This window comes from Granulicella aggregans (genome assembly GCF_014203275.1).
Taxonomy (GTDB): domain Bacteria; phylum Acidobacteriota; class Terriglobia; order Terriglobales; family Acidobacteriaceae; genus Edaphobacter.
Map to the genome: position 1 here is coordinate 659071 of NZ_JACHIP010000003.1, position 19252 is coordinate 678322.

Here is a 19252-nt window from a genome sequence, read left to right on the forward strand (position 1 = left end):
TTTTGAAACATTGCGAAGTATCTCCACTATCGGGCATTCGTGTGATGGCGAGCTATCTCTCGCGAATGGCCTTCTCTGTCACTTTTTGAGCCCCTCGCTTCTTCTGTTGCTTCTCGGCACGATGACGCAAACCGCCGTCAGCCAACGGGCCGTGCCCCTCACGGGACTGCTCAGCGACGAGGCTGTGGTCTTCAACGCTACGAGCCAAAAGATCTATGCTGTCGACTCTCTACGCGGTGTTGTCTCGATCATCAACACAAAAACACAGGTTCGCACGCAGGTGAAGGTAGGGGTGAGTCCCGTTGCGATCGCTGTTGACTCCGCAACGAACAAAGTCTATGTCGCAAATAACGGAAGTGGAGCGATCAGCGTATTGGATGGGCAAACCGACGTCGTCACAGCCACGGTCGAGATTGGTAAGGCTCCCTATGTTCTTGCAGTAAACGAGGCTACGAACAGAGTCTACGTATCAAACACCTTCAGTGATCTTCTCAGCATCATCGATGGCGGGACGAATGCGGTTCATCGCATCAAGGCTGGGTCGGCGGACAAAATCCGGGTGGATTCAATACGCAACCTGGTCTACCTGATGGGCTATGAGTCCGATCACTTCACAATTCTTGATGGCGATACCGAGAAGCTTCGCCCTGTACCGGTTGGAGCCTTGCATCTATGGGATGTAGCACTCAATAAAATTACGGGCGAGGCCTTTGTCACCCGCCTGGAAAAGAATGATGTAGTCAGTTCCGGCACGGCCCTTCAGGGGGCATCAACGATTGCGGTGGGTAAGATGCCTTGTGCTGTTCGAGTCGATGAGAGCCGACATCGTATGTATGTTGCAAACTATGCCGGCAACAGCATTACTGTAGTGGACACTGCGAAGCGAGCGCCGATCAAGACGATACCGGTTGGGGATCGACCCCAGGCAATCGCCCTGGATGAAGAAGCAAATCTGATCTATGTTGCGAATACCCATGGTAACTCGATCAGCGTTATCGATGGAACTTCGCTCAAGGTGATTGCGACCTTGCCTACAGGGAAAAATCCTTACGCGCTTGCGTTCGACTCGCAAAACGGCGAGTTATATGCGGCAGATTTCAGCGAGCAAGCTGTGACGCACGTCGATGTGAGTAGGTTCCGAATTCATGCTTCAGAACGCACAGGAAACTAAAGCTGAAGGCGTATCCTGGCGCGAGTCAAGACCCAAGCGAAAAATAGCATCAGAGCGGTGAAGGCGAATGTCTTGATGACTCCGGGCAGTCCAGCATTCATGTGCGTGTCGAGGTATGTGATGTTGCAAGCGAGGAAGAAGAAGTACCAGAGATCCGGCAGCAGATAGGTAAGCAGCGTGTTGGAGCCGGCAGGTCTCACAAAGCTGGCCCATGCGGTCTTTCCCCGAACATCGCAGATCCAATAGAGCCCGGTGAACAGCAGCACGGCGGTACCTGAGCTATAGAGGCACCATGTCGGTGTGGCACGGATCTTCGAGATGCCAAGCGGAGTGAAAAGAAATCCAGCAAATACAAGCGTGACGCCAAAGCCGATTCCAAGGATGATGGCCCGTCGAACTTTGCCTGCGGATGCGGCACCGAGAAAGATGGAAGAGGTTACGACACCTGCCATGATGATGCCAGGCATAGCTCCGTTATCGAAGGGCCATACGTAGAGCGGCAGCTTGCCTGGGAATGGAACGATCTTCGCCGTAGAAAGAGCGCAAAGGGCTGTGAGGGCCACGAGCCACAGGACGGCCGACCCCGGCCATCTCCGCGTGGGGATGTAGAGGATCGAAGTCGCGAAGTAAGAGAATCCGATGAGCCCGAGGATCTCTGGATAAGACGGGTCGAGCCATGCCACCTGGCCATGTGTTGTACGACGGAAGAGAGCGAGTAGAACCAGAAGGCCGGCGAGACCGGCGTATTTCAGCACCGTAAACAGCGGCTTATAGCGCTCGGATGCTGGGTAGACATTGATGTATAGAGCAGCGCTCAAAAGAGCAAAGAGGCCCCATGCTCCGCCACCAATCGGCATGTGACTCCCATCAGCTTTGTCGGCGTTAGCGAGAATGTATCCGAGAACAATAAGACTGAAAGAGCGGATCGCGACGTGGGCCCAAAGCGACAGTTGTGAGGGATTTCGCTTCAAGCGTTGCGCTACGGCGATCGGCATCGACACGCCGAGAATAAAAAGAAAGAAGGGAAAGACCATGTCGACATAAGTCATCACGTCGACCTTCGCAGGTGCATGCTCGGTCCACCACGGCATGCCACGCACGCTACTCAAGGCGTTCACGAAGATCATCACGGCCATGGTAAGGCCACGGAAGATGTCGATCGATGCAATTCTTGTCCTGGTGGTCAGGCCGGCGATTCCGGTTGATAGCTTCGGCTCGGCTAGGCTCATTGAACAGCCTTCCCAGCAGCGGTGGCTCTTCCTAGTTGCTTGTTGATGGTACCGAGCAGAGTCCCCGACGGGTCGCCGGCATAGTCCCAGAACATGACCCCGCCTAGTCTCTGCTTCAGGACGAAAGAGCATTTCGCGGAGATGGACTCCGGATCGTCATAGGTAACGAAGATCTGCTTGCCGGCGTTATAGAGATAGGGCTCGGAGGCGGCCGGGTCCCAGAACCGCTCGAACTCGCCCGTTTTCATCTCGTCAACGATAACGCTGTAGGGCGAGTAGGCGTTTGGAATCGGCTGACCTGGCTGATAGAGTCCATGATTCTTGTCCGCGACACGGCCCCATACATGACCATAAAACGGTACGCCCAGAACGATCTTGGCTGCGGGCACTCCAGCAGCCTCAAAGGCGAGCACAGAGGCATCGGCGGAGATCTTCTTTGGGTCCGCGGGGTTGGTGAAGAGGGGCGCATGGTGGCCGGTGATCTTATCACCCTCAGGTTCGTAGTAGTCGTACGACATCAGGTTGACCGTGTCGAGATACTTTTGAACCTCGCGCATCTCGGTATGGGCGAGGAACTCATCGGAGGCACCCGCCGCGATAGAGAGGATCATGCGCCGTCCGCCGCGCTTCTGCTTCCGGCCGAAATCAGCTCGAAGCTCCTTGAGTAGCAGGGTGAAATTCGCTTTGTCCTCGCTGCGAAAGACATGGCCCGCGCCGGTCATGCCGGGGTACTCCCAGTCGATATCCAGTCCGTCGAGATCGTAGCGAGTAAGAAAATCGTCCACGCTCGCGATGAAGACAGCGCGGCTTTGCGGTGTGAGCGCTACATCCGAGAAGCCGCCAGACCATAGCCAGCCACCGACAGACACAAGTATCTTGAGTGACGGATTCGCTCCTCGGAGTGTGGTCAGCACAGCGAGATTCTCCGCATCATGCGAGAACCCGGCAACCATTCTGCCACCCTGAATGTTCGCGAACGCATAGTTGATGCGCGTGAGGCTGTGTCCGTCGATGTCCGTGGGTTTTAGAATTGTGTTTTGCGGAAAGACGTATCCAATTACCGCCGGCTTGCTCTCCACATGGGAACCCTGCGCAGGCACACTTACGGGGACAAACATCAGGCCAAGTATCGCTGCCAGCTTTGTAGACACGGGTAGACTTCCTAAATAAAGATAACAATAGATCGGAGCTCTGCCGAATATATCGCAGGTGCCGAAGGAATCCAAAGAGTTTGACTCTTTCAGGGAGAAATAGATGCAGAGGGTTGGAACGCTTTTACTTGCGGGGCTCTTGAGTGCTTTAGCCGTCCCTGCCGGATCCGCGCAAATGCGTGTTGTCGTCGATCAGGTGGGCTATGAACGGATAGCTTCGAAGCAGGCGCTCGTTGTAGGTGCGGCTGAGGATCACGGCGGGCAGTTCACTGTCGTCGATTTTGAGACGGGCAAGACCGTGCAGTCAGGATCGTTGGTTGCCGCAGGCGAGGTGGCCTCGTGGGGCGGTCGAAAGTTCTGGACGGCTGACTTCTCGGCCCTGCAGACAGCGGGGCACTACGAAGTTCGCGTTCACGCTCCCGATGGAGATGCGCACTCCTCGGAGTTCGAGATCAACGACGATGTGCTGGAGCGCAATACGCTCTCAAATGTTCTCTTCTACTTCAAAGGGCAGCGTTCCTCAGGGCTGATCGATGAAGCAGACCGGCATCTGGCGCTGCCTGGCGTGCAAGGGCAATTCGTCGATGTTCATGGCGGATGGTATGACGCGACGGGGGACTACGGCATCCACCTCTCGCATCAGAACCCAACCAACTATTTCAACCCGCAGCAGGTGCCGTTGGTGGCGTGGAGTCTGCTCAAAAGCTACCTGACACTGATCGATCGCCACGATGACAACTTTACTGAATACGAGCGGCGATTGCTGGACGAGGGACTATATGGCGCGGACTTCCTAGTGCGGATGCGACGACCCAATGGATCGTTCTTCGAGACCATCTCCGGCCAGGGAAGTGGCAAGCTACCCAAAGATCGTGAGATAGGGAATCCGAACTGGAAGACGCAGATCAAGCTGAAGGCGACGGATTCCACTATGAGCGTCGCGCAGGCGGTAGGGCCGCACGCGTACGAAGCGGGGTTTCGCTCAGGCGGCGGAATGGCCATCGCGGCCCTGGCCCTGGCGAGCACGATGCCGGCCGATGGTGAATACACGCGCGCCGTGTACCTGACGGCTGCCAAGGAGGCCTTCGAGTTTCTAAATCAACACAATCGCGAGTTGCTAGAGGACGGAACAGAAAACATCCTCGATGACTATTGCGCATTGATGGCTGCCACGGAGTTGTATCGCGCCACCCACCATGCAATGTATCGGAATGAAGCGTCAAAGAGAGCCTCCGCCCTGATGGGCCGCCTGACGACGGCAGCCAAATATCGGGACTACTGGCGAGCCGACGCCGCGACACGGCCTTACTTCCACCCTTCCGACGCCGGATTGCCTTTGATCAGCCTGCTCGAGTATGACTCGATCGCAACGCCGGCTGAACACACGCACGTACGTCAGGTTATCGAGCGCTCCCTGAAGTTCGAGCTTGCGACGACATCGGAGGTTAACAATCCCTTCGGATATGCGCGGCAGTTGGTGCGCATGGGCGACGGCACGGTGCGCACGGCCTTCTTCTTTCCGCATGACACGGAAGCATCGCCCTGGTGGCAGGGAGAGAATGCGCGAATCGCCTCCCTGGCTGCGGCAGCCCGCATGGCAATGCCGCTGTTTGCGAAGGATAAGGAGTTTCACGTGCAGTTGGAGGAGTATGCCTGGCACCAGATGCATTGGATCCTGGGACGAAATCCGTTCGACACGAGCATGCTGATGGGGAGCGGCCATGGGAACGCACCTTACATGTTCTTCAAGTCGTACAAGTACAACAGCCCGCCCGGCGGGATCGCGAACGGCATCACTGCGAGCCTGACGAGTGAAGATGGGATTGCGTGGAATGAAGGATTCGCAGTAACCGGGAAGGACGAAGACTGGAGATGGACGGAGACATGGTTGCCTCATGCGGCCTGGTACCTCTACGCAGTGTGCCTTCCGCACTCATAGTCGAAGGGGCTTTAGATCGTGTGTCTTTAGATCCCGAGAGCTTCGGTGGCTGGTGCTGCATGGCTGACGTCTGTCGTCTTACTGCGTACTCGCCGGAAGCGATGCAGGTAGAGATAGATCACCGGCGTTACATACAGGGTGACCGTCTGCGAGAGCAGAAGTCCACCGGTGACGGCGATGCCGAGAGGACGGCGCGCTTCACCGCCGACACCTTGTCCTAATGCGATGGGAGCTGCGCCGAGCAAAGCCGCCATAGTCGTCATCATGATGGGGCGGAAGCGCTTGAGACATCCTTGGTAGATAGCCTGTTCAGGCTTCATCCCCTCATTTCGCTCGGCGTCAATCGCGAAGTCGACGATCATGATGGCGTTCTTCTTGACGATGCCGATGAGCAGGATGATCCCGAGGAAAGAGTAGAGGTTGAGGTCTTGCCCGAAGATCAGGAGCGTGAGCAGCGCGCCAATGGCGGCGGCGGGAAGGCCGGAGAGGATTGTGATGGGGTGGATCAGGCTCTCGTAGAGAATGCCGAGAACGAGATAGATGACCATCACCGCGATGATAAGCAGGAGGCCGAGACCTTTGAGTGAACTCTGAAACTGTGCGGCGGTTCCCCGAAAAGTGAAGTTCATGCTGGCAGGGATGCCGATCTCGGAGGCGGCCCGGCGCACGGCTTGGGTTGCGTTATCAAGCGATATGCCGGGCTTGAGATCGAAGTGAAACGTGACGGCGGGAAACTGCCCGAGATGGTTGACGGCAAGGGGGGCGACTGTCTGGCTGAGCGTGGTGACGGCCGAAAGAGGAACAAGCCTGCCAGAACCAGATGCGAGATAGATGCTGCCGATCGCTTCCGGATCGCGCTGATATTGCGGAGCCACTTCGAGGATGACGTCGTACTGCTGCGACGCGACGGTGATGGTATTGGCGCGGCGGTTGCCAAAGGCGTCGTAAAGAGTATTCGCAATCTTTTCGGGATCGACGTTGAGGGACATGGCGAGGTCCCGGCGGATGTCGACGTTGACGCGAGGCGCGCTCATCTGGAGGTCAGTCGAGACGTTGGCGAGTTCAGGCAGCGAGTCTAGCTTGCTCTTGAGTCGAGGAGCCCAGCGGTAGAGCTGGTCGGCATCAGGGCCTTGGAGTGCGGCAGAGTACTGAGAGCGCGACTCACTCTGTCCGAGGTCGATGAAGTCCGGCTGACGGAGATAGACCTTGAGCCCGGGAATGCGATCAAGCTGTTTTTGAAGATCGGCGATGATGACTTTCACGTTCGGCCTATGACGGTCCTGGTGGAGATTGATCCATAGCCATCCTCCATTCTGAGAGAAGACCCCGGAGAGATTGCTCTGCATCCAGGGAACGGTGCTCATAACTTTATTTACTTGCTCTCCGGCGGAGATCATCTGGGCGAAGGAGCTGTCCTGCGATGCCTCCATGGAGCCGGAGATGCCGCCAACATCGACAGTGGGCATGAAGCTCTTGGGCACGATGGCGAAGAGCACGGCGGTCGCGATCGTCATTGCGATGGTCGCCACGATCACCGCGCGCGGATGACGCAGGACAAGATCAAGGGAACGCCGATAGCCGCCTTCAAGCGCTGCGTGGAAGCGCTCGGTGCGATGGTGAAACCAGCTGTCCGCGTGGGCGCGCTCGCTGAGAAAACGGCTGCAGAGCATTGGGGTGAGAGTGAGGGCAGAGACGCCGGACAACAGGATGGACACGGTAATGGTGACGGCGAACTCGCGCAGGACGCGACCAAGAACACCTTCAAGGAAGAGGATCGGAAGAAAGACGGCGACGAGCGAAAGCGTCATGGAGATGATGGTGAAGCCGACCTCCGCAGAGCCAGCGAGCGCAGCGTCAAGGCGGGACTTTCCCATCTCACGATGGCGAACGATGTTCTCGAGCATGACAATGGCGTCATCGACGACGAAGCCCACGGAGAGCGTGATGGCCATCATGGAAAACATGTTGATGGTGTAGCCGAGAAGACGCATCACGATGAAGGAGCCAAGGATCGAGACAGGGATGGTCGCGCTGGCGATTAGCGTCGAAGAGACTGTTCCGAGAAACGCGAAGATGACCAGCACGACAAGCACGATGGTGATGGCTAGGGTCCAGTTGACGTCGGCGATAGAGTCGCGAACGATGTCGGAGTTGTCGGCCACATTGCCGAAGCCTACGCCGGGTGGGAGAACTTCGCGCAGGGATTTGACTGCGGTCTTTACCCGATCAGCGACCTCGATGGTGTTCGCGCCGGGCTGCTTGCGAACGGCGAGGATGACACTCCGTTTCCCGTTGATCCAGAAGGTGCGTTTGTCGTTACTGGAGCTGTTCTGAACATTCGCGACCTGGCTAAGTCGTACCGGAAGCTGGTTGCGGTAGGCCACGACCAGATCAGAAAACTCACCAGCGGTGGTGAGCTGGCTGTTGGCCTGCAGGGAGTAGTCCCTTGCGCTCCCGTAGAGTGTGCCGGTGGGAAGGCTTGCGCTGTTCGTGGTGAGGGAAGTGCGTATCTGTTCGAGATCGAGGCTATAAGCGGCGAGCCGTGCGGGATCGACCTGGACTCGAATCGCCGGGCGCTCCGGACCATAGACTTCCACCTGCGAGACACCATTCACTATTGAAAGCTGCTTCGAGACGATCTGCGTCGCATAACGTGAAAAGTCCTCGAAGGACATGGTCTGCGAGTGCATCTCGAGCCAGATGATCGGATCGTCCGCGGGGTTCACCTTCGAGTACGAGGGCGGGTCCGGCATGCCGGGTGGCAGGCCGCCGGCCGAGCGGGAGATGGCGGCCTGTACATCCTGCGCCGCGGCATCGACGCTGCGGTTGAGAGCGAACTGAAGTGTCATCTCACTGTCTCCGACCGAGCTGCTGGAGGTCATGTTTTCGATGCCCGGGATGCGCGAGAATTCGCTCTCAAGCGGAGTGGCAACGGTGGCCGCCATTGCGTCGGGATTGGCGCCGGGCAGCGTGGCGGACACATGGATTGTGGGGTACTCCACCTCGGGAAGGTTGCTGACCGGAAGAGAGAGATAGCTGAGCAGGCCGAATCCCGCGATGGCGGAGATCAAGAGCGTGGTTGTGATCGCGCGACGTATGAAGAATTCAGTAAAGCGCAGGGAACACCTCTTCCGGACTTAGCGAAGAATCTGCGAGCTTGTATTGAGAGGCGTCACGCGGGCACCGGGAGTAAGGCGCAACTGGCCTTCGGTCACAACCGTGTCTCCGGGATCGAGGCCGCTGCCAAGAACGGCGATCTCAGTGACAACCTGCGGCGCTGACGTTGGCGGGCGATACGTCCTGAGCACGGTGACGGGCACCATCGTTGCAACATTCGATTTAATCCGCCACGCATAAGCACCTTCGAGGCCCTGTTGAACCGCAGACTGCGGGATGACGAGCTGATGCGTATCCACCCGCAGGCGGAGGCGAACGTTCACGAACTGGCCGGGCCAGAGTGTGCGATCGACGTTCGAGAACGTGGCCTTCAACCGGACGGTGCCCGTCGTGGGATCGACAGCGTTATCGATGAACTCGAGGCGGCCCGTCGCGGAAGGACGGTCGCCGTTGTCGGCCCCTACCTCCAGCGAGCCGGCTGCGTTGAGTCGTTGCACCTCTGCGAGCGCCTGTTCCGGCACACCGAACGTCACACGGATGGGCGCGAGTTGAAGCAGCGTGACGAGGGTCGTGTCGTTCTGAAGAACAACGTTGCCGGCCTTGACCGCGACGGCACCGGCACGCCCCGAGATGGGCGCGGTGACATCGGAGAAGTTGAGCTGAAGCTGTGTCTGCTCCAAGCGGGCACGATCGGCTTTGACGGCTCCTGCTGCCGCGGCAATGGCGGCCTGATCGGCGTGAAGACTGGAGCGGGCGCTGTCGCCAGCGGTGACGGCCTGATTGACCGCCTGGCCTGAGAGGACGCCAAGCTGCCCCAGCTTCACCGCAATATCGGAATCTGCCTGGTGCTGCTTTTGCGAGGCCTCATCGCGCGCTGCAACCGCGGTGGCTTGCTGTTCCATGGCGATGTCGCGGTCGAGCTCCGCCTGTTGCTGCGCCTGTTGGCGACTCATCGTGTCGCGATCGATAGTGAAGAGGAGCTGGCCCTTTATGACATCCTGACCTTCGGCGAAGTCGACGGCTCTGATCTGTCCGGCGATCCGCGGCTTGACGTCGACACGCTCAACGGCCTCAACATTGCCGACCGCCGCAATATCCAGGGGCACATCCTGCGATACCACCTGGGTAATGCGAACGGGGACAGCTTCCGATGAAGACGCATCGGCGTGGACCACCGAGCGGGAACACGATGCAAGTGGGATGCACATCAACATGCATGCAAGCGCCAAGGTCTTGTTTCCCTTCATACGTGCTCACCTCTCAGTTCAGATTGGCCCCATATGCTTCGCGTGAAAACCGATATGCAGCCAGAGACGCAAAGGGTGCAGGGAGCAACGCCGAATGCGCGGCGGAAATCTCTCGCTAGAGAGGTCAGCCCGCTCAGACAGGTTTACGAAAGTGCGTTGCGGCTAGTGATGCCTAAGGAGCGCAAAGCACGTTGCCTGCAATAAAACGGAGTTTCGCTGCAAATGTCTTGATGGCGCGGCGAGGGCAGGTGATCCTGACGCTTGAACGTTCTGCCGAACGAATCGCGGAACGCGGTAGATTTACTTAGGAAAGAAGCAGCCATGCAGGTTGACGGAATCGACGACATGAACGCTTCCACGACAGTTTCGCAGTATCAGAACACTTCGGCGATCTCTGAAGACACATCTTCTGAACGAGCGATCACGCCGCTCAGCAGAGACCTGAACGGGTACGCAGTGATTGTGCCCTTCGCGGCGATCCTGGCATTCGCAACGGCAGCCGAGTGCGGGTCCGTGACGCATCCAGCGTCGCTGGTCTACGGTGCGGTCCTGTGGGGATGGTGGGGCACACTTGCGTGTCTCCTGTGGAAGCTCGCGCCACGATTGCCGATCGTCTCCGGCCTTTCGGTTAAGATGATTCTGCTGCACGGCGTTGCCGGATCGGTGTTGGCTCTGCTTCATCTGCTCATGCTGTGGGGGATCGGCTTCCCCCTTGGTTGGGGACCCTTGGATCAACACATGATGTGGGGCATACTCTTCAACATCAACCGCTTTGGCATCGAGATACTGCTATACGGATTCATCATCGGGATCACCGGAATCGTTCAATACAAGCTGCGTGCGCAGCGCGATGCCATACGATCTCTCGAGCTTCAGAAGCAGCTCTCATCGGCTCAACTGCGGGCACTGCAAATGCAACTGCAACCTCACTTTCTCTTCAACACGCTGAACGCGATTACTACGTTGGTGGAGCTGGGGAGACAGAGCGAGGCGGTCGAGATGCTGTCCCATTTGAATCTGATACTGAAGAGCACCTTGAAGCGGACGACTCCCGAGAAGGTTCCTCTGTCCCAGGAGTTGGAGATGATCGACAACTATCTTGCAATCGAGCAGATTCGATTCGCGGACCGGCTGCAGGTGCAGATTAAGGTTGACCCCGGAGCGCTGGATGGCATGGTGCCGTGTTTCCTGTTGCAGCCGATCGTCGAGAACGCGATCCGCCACGGGATCGCGCATTGTGTGAGTGCAGGAAAGGTGGAGGCCTCTGCAAGGCGCGATGGCGCAAACCTGCTCCTGAAGGTTCGCGACACCGGAGCGGACGCCGGCACGCCCGCCCAGAACGGACACGGCATCGGGCTGAAGAATACGCGAGAACGGCTTATGCACTTCTATCGAGATGAATTCGCAATGAAAGCTCTGCCGCTTGCCGAGGGCGGCTTTGAGGTCGCGATCACCATTCCTTATGAGCCGCAGGCGAGATGAGAATGAGAGCCTTGATCGCCGATGACGAGCCGCTGGCCAGAGAGCGCTTGCGCTTTCTTCTCGCCGGAAATGACGAGGTAGAACTGGTCGGCGAATGCAGGAACGGAGCCGAGGTACTGGCATCTCTGAAGGGTCTGCAGATCGATCTTCTCTTCCTCGATATCGAGATGCCAGGCAAAGGTGGCTTTGAAGTGATCGAGCAGAGGGGTGCCGCCCAAATGCCGGTCACAGTCTTTGTAACAGCGCACAACCAGCATGCGCTCCATGCGTTTGAGGTGCATGCGTTCGACTACCTGACCAAGCCTGTCGAGAGGGAACGGCTGCAGGCCACCCTGACGCGCGCCAGGGAACGGATTGCCTCGAATGCCGCTCTGCTAAATCAGGAACGCCTGAAGCAGGTGCTGACTGAGGCAGGAATGCGCGGGGGCGGCGGGAAAGAGTATCCCAAGCGGCTGCTGGTACCGAACGGGGCCAGGGACGTGGTCGTCAATATCCAGGAGATCGAATGGATCGAGGCTGCGGACTATTACTCCTGTCTCCATGTTGGAACCAAGAGCTTCATGCTGCGTGAGACAGTAAAGCACTTGGTGAACACTCTTGATCCTGCTCGGTTTGTGCGGATCCATCGCTCAACGATTGTGAATATGGACTATGTCTGCGAGGTGGCGCGAGAGGGCCGTGGCGAGGCATCCGTGCTCCTGACACGCGGACAGCGGCTGAAGATGAGCAAGAACGGATGGCAGAATCTGGTCGCCGCGAGCAGGTCCGTCTGAATACGCATGAGTCCCTGCACGTATCCAGATCCAAACTCACACAGCCAGGAATTGTCCTTTAGGCGGGCAGCAATCCTGCTGTGCGATAACTCTCGATTAGGCTGTCGTAAAGTGCGATATCTGCCCTGCTCCTCGCCATCAATTGAGCATCGACGATCCCCGAGTAGATGGCGCGCGCTCGCTTCTCAGCCTCTCTAGGGCTTGCAACCTTAGCGGCAACCAACATCTTCTTCAGCCACGCAATGTTGACGTCAGCAAACGCTTGGACCTCCGTTCTCACTTCGTCAGGCAAATCGTCAAATTGAGCGGACATAAAGCTGCAGAGGCAGATGCGGTTCTCGTTCTCCAGTGCCCAGCGAAAGGTCTCCGCGGTAGCGGAGCAGAGCGTCCAGCGGCTTCGATGAATCTTCGAGCAGCGACTCAAGATAAGCCGCAGCATCCTCCCAGTAGCGCTTCGCCACCGCAGTGGCCATCCGCTTTGCCCGGAAAGTGGTAGTAGATGCTAGCGGCCTTAATCCCGACCTGTTCGGCCAGATTACGGAAGTTCAATACTGCATATCCGTGAGCTTGAGCCGTCAACTTAGCCGCAGCCAGGATCTCTTCGCGAGCGTTTGCACTCATCACGAACCTCCTACTCATCCGAGATCTTGATCCCCTAACCTGCCAAGTGGCAGGTAGAGAGAGGGACGCAATGAGCAATGAACTATCTATTCCGACGCAACCAGGCTGGCTGAACTGATCCGCACGCGCGAGGTCTCTCCAGTCGAAGTCATGAAAGCACATCTCGATCGCATCGAAGCTGTAAACCCGAAGGTGAATGCGATTGTTACGATCGTCGAGGATGCGTTGGAGTTCGCCAGGGTAAGGGAGTGAGCAGGCGAATCGATGTGACCTCACATGGATTGGCAGATACCAATTCATTCGATTCCGCATTTACCGGCCTCATAGACGAGCCTCACTGCGGGAGGGATCCTGTGATGGCGGTGGGATCTCAGAGAGGCAGTCCAGGTATCTCGTGGAGAGCTCGTTATCCCTCAGGAGCATGTGCACGGACTGCGCGTCGAGAGGTTTAGAAAGCAGGAATCCTTGCACCATGTCGCAGTTGAACTCCCGCAGGCGAGCAAGTTCGTGGACGGTTTCGACACCTTCGGCGACAATCTGCATGTCGAGGCTGCGACCGAGGTCGGTGATGGAGCGGACCATCTCAGCGCGAGCGTACTCGCTGTCGAGACCGGTGACGAAGCTCTTGTCTATCTTGACGATGTCGAACGGGAAGTTGAGCAGATAACTGAGCGAGGAGTAGCCGGTGCCAAAGTCATCGAGGCAGATGGCGATGCCGAGTGAGCGGGCGTTGGCCAGGACGTCGGCGACGCCTTCATATCCGCTGAGAAGAACAGACTCGGTGATCTCCAGTTTGAGCAGAGCCGGACTAAGGCCAGTTTCAGCCAGGGTCGTCACAATCATCTTGAGCAAATCGGAGTTGGCGAACTGGTGAGCGGAGACGTTCACGCTGACGGAGAGAGCAGTCTCGAATTGCAGGTTCCAGGCATGACACTGGGCGGTCGCTTTCTTCAGTATCTGCCGGCCAAGCTCGTTGATCAGCCCTGTCTCTTCCGCGAGCGGAATGAACTCGTCTGGGCTGACGGCGCCGCGGACGGGATGTTGCCAGCGGGCAAGCGCTTCGAAGCCAACGACTGAATCGTTCCGTAAGCCATAGATCGGTTGATAGTGGACGTCCAGGCTTTGCGAATCCAATGTCGATCGCAGGTCAGTCAAAAGCGTATTCCTGTTCTTTACTCCTGCAACGAGATCGGCTGTGAAGACCTGAATTCGATCCTTGCCTGACTGCTTCGCCTTGTACATGGCGGTGTCCGCATCCTGCAGGAGCGTGTCTGCCCGATCACTTGCGTTGCTGAGGGCGAGGCCGATGCTCGCGCTTACGTGGATGATGCGGCCATCAACTAGTATAGGCGTGCGCATCTTCTTCGCGATGCTGTCGGCGCAGATTCTGGCTTCCTCCAACTGGGTCTTTTCGAGAAGGATGACGAACTCGTCGCCGCCGTGGCGCGCAATGATGTCTCCCTTTCGCACTGACGATCGAAGTAGGTGCGCAACTTCCTTAAGCAACCCATCACCGAACGAATGGCCAAAGTCGTCGTTGACTGCCTTGAAGCGATCAAGATCGATGAAGAGCAGTGCTGTTCCGCAATGGTCTGACTCCGAGGGCTCATTGAGGCATCGGGCAAGCTCATGTTGCAGGAAGGCTCGATTGCCAAGGCCGGTGAGGGTATCGTGAGTCAGGGTGTATTCGATCCTGGTATGGAAGCGATGGGATTGCCATTCGCGCAGACTGATCCGTATGCCAAAGAGCAGAAATGCAAGCGCCACGACGACGATGCCGAGTGTCTGCTGATGGAGAGCAAGTGTAGCGGCAGCTCCCAGCGACATGGTGGCAAGCCCAAGAGCACTGATGCCGTGGAGATGAGTGGGGTCGGCGAGCCAGCTTGATTTCCGCAGCTCGACGCGAACGTCGTTGCCGCGGGCCACGAGAATGGAATAGACGGTGAACGCCGGTACCCAACAGAGGTCGACGAAGGTGCCAGAGGGAAGGCCATAGACTTCGGCAACGAAGCCAATGGAGGAAGACGCGGCATACAAAACGGAGAATACGGTGAGATAGCGGTAGAAGGTCCTCTCGGAGCCGCGCACCGTCATCGAGAGGCGAAGCGCAAAGGAGAGCGGGAGCGCAATGCTCTGAACTTCGTACGCAAGGTTGAAGCTGATGATCTCTGTTCTGGTGAAGACGAGTGCGAAGAGCGTACTGAAAAAGACGCACGCTTGCAGGAAATCCAACCGGCTTGGGATATCGCGTTGGGGGGACGGAGGCAGCCGGAAGGCGACGAGGATCAGGGGGAAGGGGAAGAGAAGCCAGAGGACTTCGTAGACCGGAACCCAGATAGGCGATTGAGTGATGACCCAGGCGAGGAATGCGACCTGCGCGGCGGTCCATAGAAGAAGACCCATGCAGACCAGGTTCCAGGGTTGCCGTGAGTGCAGTTTTTCTGAACGGCCTTCGAACCAGCAGATCCAGCATGTCAGAAGAACCATGAAGATCTGAATTGTGTTCGACGCAACTTTGGCGTCTTTCAGGACAATGAACGCCAGCAAGTGGATGCCCTGCAGCGCGACTGCACCGATGACGAGTTGCTTTCTCCTGCGGTCCACCTGTCTCCTCGGTGGTACAACTCTAACCCTGAAAGCCGGTTCCGTACGCTCGATTTTCAGTTATGACTCAGGCGCTGAACTTCTACATGCGGCTTCGTGATGCGCTGACGAGATAGTATGTTCCGTGTTTCACATACAGTGCGTGGAGAAGACTTGATACTACTATCGTAACCATCGGAAACAGGACTGGACTATGACACGGAAGTGCCATCTCCCCGCGCATCTTCGCGGACTGGCATTCCGTTCCAGGCGGAGGCAAGAACCGAACGTTTTGAAGCAGAATTCCTACTGTGGGGTTGGAACCACCGGCAGACTTACGTAGCTCGTTGTCCCCGGCTTGTGCCACACCCGCTGCGTTGCCTTCTGGTAGTCCCCGGACTTTGCATCGAAGATATTCGGTATAAACGTCTGCGGATTTCGGTCGTACAGCGGAAATAACGTCGACTGCACTTGCACCATGATCCGATGCCCAGCCTGAAAAGTATGGTTGATCATCGGTAGGCCAAACTTGAACTCCAGCGGCTCATTCGCAGTCAGCGCGGCTGGATGCTCGAAGCTTGTCCGGTACCGACCGCGGAAGATGTCCGTCGCCAGAGGCAGTTCGTATCCGCTCATCTCAAGCGGTGGGGCGATCCGGTCCGGATACACGTCTATCACCTTCACAACCCAATCCGAGTCCGTCCCGCTGGTCGACGCGAAGAGGTGAGCCACCGGCTCCCCCGAAAGCTTCATGGCTTCCTTCAGCGGCTCCGTCTCGTAGGTCAGAACATCCGGTCGTCCGTCTACAAACCGCTGGTCCATCAACAACCAGTTTCCCCATCCGGCACCGTCGTCCTGCGCCACAGGCCGTGGGCGATAGGGCACGGGCTTCGCTGGATCGGAGACATACTCATCGAACTCCGCACCTGCAACTGGCGCGTCAAACGAAAGCTTCCCACCCGTAGTCAGATAGAGCGGCTTCGACACCACTGGACATCCAGCCTCGCAACTTGCCGGCCACACCTTTGGGGTCTCCCAGTGATCCTCGCCCGTGTTGTAGATCCACGCCTTCGGCGTCTCAACTTTCGGCGACCCAGGCTTCAGGTACTCGTTGAAGAAGGGCAGCAACACATCCTTCCGCCACTGCGCAGCCGTATCGGTCGCCCAGGTAAAAGGTCCCAACATTCGGCCCTCCCGGTTGATCTGGCTATGCCGCCACGGACCCATCACAAGATGATTAAGGTGATTCTTATCCTTTGCCTCCAGCGCCCGAAAGGAATGGATTGCGCCCCACATATCTTCCTGGTCCCAGAGACCCTGTTCCCACATCGTCGGTACCGTCATGGGAGCCGCTGCGATCAGCTTGTCCAGAGCCTGGCTCTGCCAGAAGGCGTCGTACGCAGGGTGCTCCTCGACTGTCTTCCAATACGGCAATTGATCCTCGCCCAAAGCCCGGGCGAAGTCTCCCGCCGACCCGGCCGCCAGGAAGTTCGAGTAGTCATCCCGTCCCGCCCGGGCGACCTTCGCTCCCGCCCCACGCATGGAGGTCTGCCCGAGGAAGTAGTCGATATTGTTCTCCCGGAAAGCTCCATAATGAAACCAGTCATCGCCCATCCAGCCATCCACCATCGGGCTCTCGGGAGCAGCCACCTTTAAGGCCGGGTGCGGATGCAGCAAGGCCATCACCACCGTAAAGCCTTCGTAGGAAGAACCAATCATTCCCACCCGCCCATTCGACTCGGGAACATTCTTCACCAGCCAGTCGATCGTGTCGTAAGCGTCCGTGGTGTCATCCGCGCCCGTCGGGTTGAACTCCGAGTTCACCGGCGGAGGCGTCATCAGATACGGTCCTTCCGATCCATACTTTCCTCGTACATCCTGGTAGACACGGATGTATCCCGCCTCGACAAAACCCTCGTCGCTCAGCGGCAGAGCCTCGATCATCCGCGGTGACTCCGACCGCGCCGCCCGTCCCGCGGCGTTATAGCAAGTCCGCGTCAGCAGAATCGGAGCGCCCTTCGCGCCCTTCGCCACCACGATCACCGTGTAGAGCTTCGTGCCATCGCGCATCGGCACCATCACAACACGCTTGTCGTAGTCCCGATCTACCGACGGAACCTTGAAGTCCTTGGCCAGATCGTCCCCAACCGTCTTCTCTTGCGCCATAACCAGCTGTGCCGCCAAACAACAAGCCACAATCCCAAAGACACGAAAACGCATCATGCAAAATCTCCAATCCGCCCCGCAAGCAGGTTCAAATCGCCCCGCAAAAATTGACCTTTTTTTCAAGTGTACGTGACCCCGTCTGGGGTTGGTTTCCACAGAAGATCGTCGGCCCACCAGCGATGTGACGGATAGTGCCTTGACCGAGAAGCAGGCTCGACATGCCGGATACTCGCTCGAGTTTTTGCTTCTAGTGGTGGCGCAGTCCCTAATGTGGAGTGCGCAGGGATGCGGATCGAAGGTAGTCGAAGTCGCCCGCGCCAATAGGCTTTATGCCGTCCACGCGCTGGCTGTGAATGACCTCATTGTCCGGATACCACAGGGGTATCCCAGGAAGGTCTTCAGCAAGGATTTGCTGTATCTCCACGTAGTCTTTGCGCCGCTCAGATTGATCGGAGGATCCAGCAGCATCTTGCAGCAGAGCGTCCAGACGTGGATTTGAATATCGTCCCCGGTTTCCTCCCTTCGGAGGAAAGCTCGCCGAGCCGTAAGCGTAGCGAAAGATATCGGGATCTTCGTTGCTGCCGATCCAGCGCAGAGCGTAAATCTGGAACACTCCCTTGGTGACGTCGGAATAGAACGTTCCGAACTCCGCGGAACGTATTTGAAGATCAATTCCCGCCGATCTAACCTGTTGCTGGAGAATCGCAGCCATCAGACGCGTGGTCTCGTCTGTGCTGGTCTTGAGGGTAAGATGCAGGCGAATGCCATCTTTCCGGGCGGGGAACCCTGCATCGCCAAGCAACCTCTGCGCACGATCGATGTCATGCGGATAGCTCGCCATCTCGGAGTCAGCCGCACGCGCCCAGTGCTCAGGAGGGAGCAGCGAGTTTGCCAGTCGCGCCTTGCCGCGCCAGATGGCATCCACGATGGCCTGGCGGTCGATGGCACAGGCTATGGCCTGGCGAACGCGTCGATCGCGAAGGATGGGATCCTGGACGTTGAAGTTCATGTAGACCACAACTGAGCTTGGCCCCGTCTCGGTGGCGAGATTTCTCTCGTTGCGCAGAGCGTGGACCATGTCGAGCGTGATGGCATTGCTCTCAAGATCGCCTGAACCCTTCTGCAGTTCGAGTGCCGTGGTAATTGCGTCAGGCACTACGGCAAAGCGAACTCTCTCGATCTTCGGCTCTCCCGCCCAGTAGCCAGGATTGCGCTCAACCAGCACCTCCTTATCCTGCACGCCGGAGATGAAGCGGAAGGGCCCAGTGCCTATCGGATGCAGGCCAAAGTCGCGACCCGAGCCATTGGGTACGACCCCGAACAAGCCGTCGCTCATGTTGAAAAGAAGGCCCGCGTCCGCGTGCTTCAAGTGGACGACGACGGTGAGACGGTCTCTCGCTTCCGCACTCGTTACCGAGGCGAAGTTGCCACTCTTCGAGGTGATCAGGTTGCCGTGGGCAGGATCAATGAGACTCTCGATGGTCCACACGACGTCATCGGCTGAGAGAGCGCGGCCGTCGTGAAATTGCACGCCGTCGCGAAGATGAAAGATCCACGTAAGGGGATCGGGTTGCTCCCAGCTTGTGGCAAGCCAGGGTTGCAGATCGTAGTGCTCGTCCTTCTTGACGAGGGCATCGAAGACGAGGCCACCGATGCGCTCCGACTGCGCGTCTGTGCCAACGCGAAGATCGAGATTGTTGGGACTGCTCTCGATCATCATGACGAGCGTATCCTGCGCGGGGCGATGGCTGCGGCATCCCACGACGAACAACA

13 protein-coding genes are annotated in these 19252 nt (G+C 57.8%); 4 read left to right on the forward strand and 9 right to left on the reverse strand.

Annotation, left to right across the window (positions count from 1 at the left end):
* Positions 1 to 121 precede the first annotated feature (121 nt).
* Complete coding sequence (locus HDF16_RS12995; protein WP_221312711.1) at positions 122 to 1171, forward strand: YncE family protein; 1050 nt, start codon at positions 122 to 124, stop codon at positions 1169 to 1171.
* Here the strand turns inward: HDF16_RS12995 and HDF16_RS13000 are convergent.
* Positions 1168 to 2400, reverse strand: a complete 1233-nt coding sequence (locus tag HDF16_RS13000) for a DUF5009 domain-containing protein (protein WP_184217161.1) — start codon at positions 2398 to 2400, stop codon at positions 1168 to 1170. The genes HDF16_RS12995 and HDF16_RS13000 overlap by 4 nt on opposite strands.
* The gene (locus HDF16_RS13005; protein ID WP_348641316.1) at positions 2397 to 3551 is read right to left on the reverse strand and encodes a glycoside hydrolase family 18 protein; all 1155 of its coding nucleotides are present in this window, start codon (positions 3549 to 3551) and stop codon (positions 2397 to 2399) included. The genes HDF16_RS13000 and HDF16_RS13005 overlap by 4 nt, the downstream gene beginning before the upstream one ends.
* A gap of 103 nt (positions 3552 to 3654) precedes the next feature.
* Here HDF16_RS13005 and HDF16_RS13010 point away from each other — a divergent pair, with 103 nt between their 5' ends.
* Entirely contained in the window at positions 3655 to 5490 is a 1836-nt protein-coding gene (locus HDF16_RS13010) for a glycoside hydrolase family 9 protein (RefSeq protein ID WP_184217163.1), read from the forward strand.
* Positions 5491 to 5516: 26 nt separating this feature from the next.
* Here HDF16_RS13010 and HDF16_RS13015 read toward each other — a convergent pair whose 3' ends face one another.
* Together HDF16_RS13015 and HDF16_RS13020 are read right to left on the reverse strand one after the other, a co-directional pair.
* On the reverse strand, positions 5517 to 8609 hold the full coding sequence (locus HDF16_RS13015) for an efflux RND transporter permease subunit (protein WP_184217555.1): 3093 nt from the start codon (positions 8607 to 8609) through the stop codon (positions 5517 to 5519).
* An 18-nt stretch (positions 8610 to 8627) separates the two neighbouring features.
* Positions 8628 to 9854, reverse strand: a complete 1227-nt coding sequence (locus HDF16_RS13020) for an efflux RND transporter periplasmic adaptor subunit (RefSeq protein WP_184217165.1) — start codon at positions 9852 to 9854, stop codon at positions 8628 to 8630.
* Between the two features lie 321 nt (positions 9855 to 10175).
* On the opposite strand from HDF16_RS13020, the gene HDF16_RS13025 reads away from it, so the two are divergent.
* Positions 10176 to 11336: a sensor histidine kinase gene (locus tag HDF16_RS13025; RefSeq protein WP_184217167.1), complete on the forward strand. Its 1161-nt coding sequence runs from the start codon at positions 10176 to 10178 to the stop codon at positions 11334 to 11336.
* On the forward strand, positions 11333 to 12109 hold the full coding sequence (locus HDF16_RS13030) for a LytR/AlgR family response regulator transcription factor (RefSeq protein ID WP_184217169.1): 777 nt from the start codon (positions 11333 to 11335) through the stop codon (positions 12107 to 12109). Before HDF16_RS13025 ends, HDF16_RS13030 begins: the two co-directional genes overlap by 4 nt.
* Before the next feature lie 58 nt (positions 12110 to 12167).
* Here HDF16_RS13030 and HDF16_RS13035 read toward each other — a convergent pair whose 3' ends face one another.
* From HDF16_RS13035 to HDF16_RS13055, 5 genes are all read right to left on the reverse strand, one after another.
* The gene (locus HDF16_RS13035) at positions 12168 to 12533 is read right to left on the reverse strand and encodes a hypothetical protein (RefSeq protein ID WP_246409047.1); all 366 of its coding nucleotides are present in this window, start codon (positions 12531 to 12533) and stop codon (positions 12168 to 12170) included.
* Entirely contained in the window at positions 12530 to 12730 is a 201-nt protein-coding gene (locus HDF16_RS30655) for a TetR/AcrR family transcriptional regulator (protein ID WP_246409048.1), read from the reverse strand. Before HDF16_RS30655 ends, HDF16_RS13035 begins: the two co-directional genes overlap by 4 nt.
* A gap of 321 nt (positions 12731 to 13051) precedes the next feature.
* Positions 13052 to 15334 carry an EAL domain-containing protein gene (locus HDF16_RS13045; RefSeq protein WP_184217171.1) on the reverse strand — a complete coding sequence of 761 codons (2283 nt, stop codon included), beginning with the start codon at positions 15332 to 15334 and terminating at the stop codon, positions 13052 to 13054.
* Positions 15335 to 15619: 285 nt separating this feature from the next.
* Positions 15620 to 17536 (reverse strand): CocE/NonD family hydrolase, encoded by a 1917-nt coding sequence (locus HDF16_RS13050; protein WP_221312714.1) that lies wholly within the window; start codon positions 17534 to 17536, stop codon positions 15620 to 15622.
* Between the two features lie 208 nt (positions 17537 to 17744).
* The gene (locus HDF16_RS13055; protein ID WP_184217173.1) at positions 17745 to 19199 is read right to left on the reverse strand and encodes an ABC transporter substrate-binding protein; all 1455 of its coding nucleotides are present in this window, start codon (positions 19197 to 19199) and stop codon (positions 17745 to 17747) included.
* Positions 19200 to 19252: the final 53 nt, after the last annotated feature.

What these genes read in the sequence shown, in the direction of transcription:
- HDF16_RS12995 (WP_221312711.1), top strand. Translation starts at nt 122, where the DNA reads ATGACGCAAACCGCCGTCAGCCAACGGGCCGTGCCCCTCACGGGACTG.
- HDF16_RS13030 (WP_184217169.1), top strand. Translation starts at nt 11,333, where the DNA reads ATGAGAATGAGAGCCTTGATCGCCGATGACGAGCCGCTGGCCAGAGAG.
- HDF16_RS13010 (WP_184217163.1), top strand. Translation starts at nt 3,655, where the DNA reads ATGCAGAGGGTTGGAACGCTTTTACTTGCGGGGCTCTTGAGTGCTTTA.
- HDF16_RS30655 (WP_246409048.1), bottom strand. Translation starts at nt 12,730, where the DNA reads ATGAGTGCAAACGCTCGCGAAGAGATCCTGGCTGCGGCTAAGTTGACG.
- HDF16_RS13020 (WP_184217165.1), bottom strand. Translation starts at nt 9,854, where the DNA reads ATGAAGGGAAACAAGACCTTGGCGCTTGCATGCATGTTGATGTGCATC.
- HDF16_RS13000 (WP_184217161.1), bottom strand. Translation starts at nt 2,400, where the DNA reads ATGAGCCTAGCCGAGCCGAAGCTATCAACCGGAATCGCCGGCCTGACC.
- HDF16_RS13055 (WP_184217173.1), bottom strand. Translation starts at nt 19,199, where the DNA reads ATGATGATCGAGAGCAGTCCCAACAATCTCGATCTTCGCGTTGGCACA.
- HDF16_RS13050 (WP_221312714.1), bottom strand. Translation starts at nt 17,536, where the DNA reads ATGATGCGTTTTCGTGTCTTTGGGATTGTGGCTTGTTGTTTGGCGGCA.
- HDF16_RS13025 (WP_184217167.1), top strand. Translation starts at nt 10,176, where the DNA reads ATGCAGGTTGACGGAATCGACGACATGAACGCTTCCACGACAGTTTCG.